3 protein-coding genes are annotated in these 2,664 nt (G+C 60.3%); 1 reads left to right on the top strand and 2 read right to left on the bottom strand.

The features are described 5' to 3' along the window. Positions 1–406: helix-turn-helix transcriptional regulator (locus BV034_RS18570; RefSeq protein WP_265593163.1), on the top strand; the 406-nt coding region annotated here is incomplete at its 5' end. Between the two features lie 87 nt (positions 407–493). Here BV034_RS18570 and BV034_RS18565 read toward each other — a convergent pair. Beyond that, positions 494–892: a hypothetical protein gene (locus BV034_RS18565; RefSeq protein WP_050028490.1), complete on the bottom strand. Its 399-nt coding sequence runs from the start codon at positions 890–892 to the stop codon at positions 494–496. A 481-nt stretch (positions 893–1,373) separates the two neighbouring features. Beyond that, on the bottom strand, positions 1,374–2,651 hold the full coding sequence (locus tag BV034_RS18560) for a putative sensor domain DACNV-containing protein (protein WP_050028492.1): 1,278 nt from the start codon (positions 2,649–2,651) through the stop codon (positions 1,374–1,376). Positions 2,652–2,664: the final 13 nt, after the last annotated feature.

The following is a 2,664-nucleotide window of genomic DNA, read 5'->3' as shown; positions in this document are numbered from 1 at the left end:
GGTGCTGGACATCCTGGATATGGCGCTGAAAGCCATTGGGTGGCTCGTGCCCGTGAACCGCTTCAGCAGCGCCCGTCACTACTCGCTGGCCAAGCGGGTGGAGCGGCTGCTGGAGACCAAGGATGCGAGCGATGTGCCGCTGGAAGAGATCGCGAGGCAGAGCGGCTACCAGCAGGATCACCTCAACCGCCTGCTCCGGGCAGAATGCGGGCTTACTCTGGGTCAGATGCGGGCCAGGATCCGCTTGAAAAAGGCGGTCGCTTTGATCGAGGAGAAACGACCGATCCAGGAGGTGGGGGAGAAGGTGGGCATCCTGGATCCCAACTACTTTGCGCGCTGGTTTCGCCAGCAAACTGGCATGACGCCGTCCGCGTGGCGGCGGAAGCCCGGGGAGTTGCGGTTCTAGTGGATGAATTGCATTGTACGATCGATCTTGCAGCCTGAGGCGAGGCCTCAAGCTGCAAGGCCGGTGCTTCAGGTGGAGTTGTTTCCTCTAGGCGCTGGCAGCGCTGGCCCGGCGTGACCGGCGTTCGTTTCTCTCGCACCATTCCCCGTAATACCCGTCGGGACAGGTTCCAAAGGTGGGCCAGTCGATCTGGCTCATCCAGCACTCGAAGGCAGAGCCGGGCAGGTGGGGTTTCCAGCCCGTCTTGAGCGAATGCAGGATGGCGACCTCCACGATACGTGGAGTAATGACGGTGCCGTAGTAGTGGCTACCATTGTCGGCGTAAAACAGGAGCGTGCGGCCGGACGGGGGATCGATACGCTCGATTCCGACCACAAGGCTGTGACCACATATCAATGCCCAGTGGTCAACTTTGTGACGAATGTACCAGAGGTACGTGCAACCGTTGATGATGATGCGGCGGGAGCCTTTTCTTGGAATTGACATGGCAAAATGAATTGGTTGAAGGGGGGAGACGGACAAGCCGTCCGCAATAGAATGAGTGCGGGGCGCAGCATGGGCGCGAGATGGATTCCTAGAACCCGCCTCTTATCGACGTGCTGTCGCAACTGCAATGGGTGCCGGATTCAAGCAAACGCGCTGGACCCGCTCGAGGCGCGACAAAGCGATTGATGAACCAGGATCAGGAACGCCACCCGACAAAGGTATGTGGCGAAGTGAGGCTGCGAATGCTGCCTGCTAAGATAGTGGGATGAGGCGACGGCCTCAGAGACGAGTATGGAACATGGCGCAGGGTGCAACTTGTGCACGCGCTATCCTACCTTCTGGCAAGGGGAATGCAAATGCGTGATGGAAAAAAGTTCGTGCGGGCGCCTCTTTGCCGAGTGTCAGGAGAAGAGGCTGGGGCGACCTCTGCGCCACACGTCACGCCCCAACGTTCATCCGCCGGATGTGGGAAGTTATTTGTCTAACCCACACTGTGCGTCCAAAAAAGCACCCGGTCGTCCACATTGGCGATCATGCGTACCTGGCTGTCTTGCGAGATCACAAAGCCGATGACATCTGGCTCCACGGAGCAGAGTCGGTACACGGACCGATGACGGGTGCCGTCTGCCTGGACATTCCAGGGCACGGTGATGGTGCCGTCCAGATCCTGGGCGTGGCCAACCTGAAGAACGGTACGATCTACGCGGATTTCACCACCAAAGCCGAGCAGGCAGAGTCGCTGGTCAAGCACCAGTGCACCGTCCACCTGCATGAGGTCGGAGAAAAAGCGGGCCAGCTCGAAGAAGGACTCTTCCAACTGGTCCAGTTCCGGATCACGGCTGGTGCAGAAGATCTCCCAGGCCTGCTCCACGGTGGCACCTGACGGAGACAGTTCACCCACGCGGCGGATGAAGGACTGCAGGAGGTGGCGGAAGCGAAGTCCGGCGTCGTCTGTTTCAGCGGAGTATTTGCAATCGATCCAGCGGGCCGCGGCGTCTTCACCTTCCGCGCCTTCAGGCAGCACCACCACGCTGCCGCCATGGCCGCTGGTTCGGACGAGGTTGATGATCCGCTTTACAAACTGGAGTGAAATGAGGTGGCTTAGCGCTGCATACGCTTCGAGATTGAGGGAGCAGGGGAGGCAGTCATCTGACAACTCCGCCACAAGCTTGCGGCGCAGCTCGATGAAACGATCGTTGAGGAGGCGGGACTGGAACACATCCAGCCGGGGGCCGTGGAACTCCGTGCCGCGCCACTCGGCCATCAGTTCGTAGCCGTCGTAAAAGAGAAGCCATCCTGGATCGCGCACATGAATGACGGGTTTCGAGATGTCATTTCCTGCGGATTTCCGCCCGCCCGCGACCAGGTTCATCCAGCGGGGCCCGGTATTGATCACGCCCCAGATGGAGAGACTGCGGTCCCGGGATTCATCCGGCCACACCGCCACCACGGAGTGGAAGAAGCTGGCCGCCGGGCTGAGGCGTTTGATCTCATTGGGCGTCAACTTGTGGGGCACCGCGAAGCGGATGGCATGGCTGGCACTGGGCGGACCGTCCGTTGGATTGAAGCTGTCGGGAGGGGCGAGAATCACGCGGGCCCGGACCGCCCGGCCCTCTTCCTTGAGCAAACTCGAGGCGTAGAGGATCTGACAGATCTTCTCGATCTCATCCGGCAACGGGCATCCGGGCAGATGCTGCACGCGAGCATGGATCACATTCAGGGTGTCCTTGAGAGTGAGTTCGGGGGAAGTGCCGGTCATGGTACGGAGATCG

It is taken from the genome of Verrucomicrobium sp. BvORR034 (genome assembly GCF_000739635.1).
GTDB lineage: Bacteria > Verrucomicrobiota > Verrucomicrobiia > Verrucomicrobiales > Verrucomicrobiaceae > Verrucomicrobium.
This window is presented reverse-complemented; position numbering and strand designations above follow the sequence as displayed.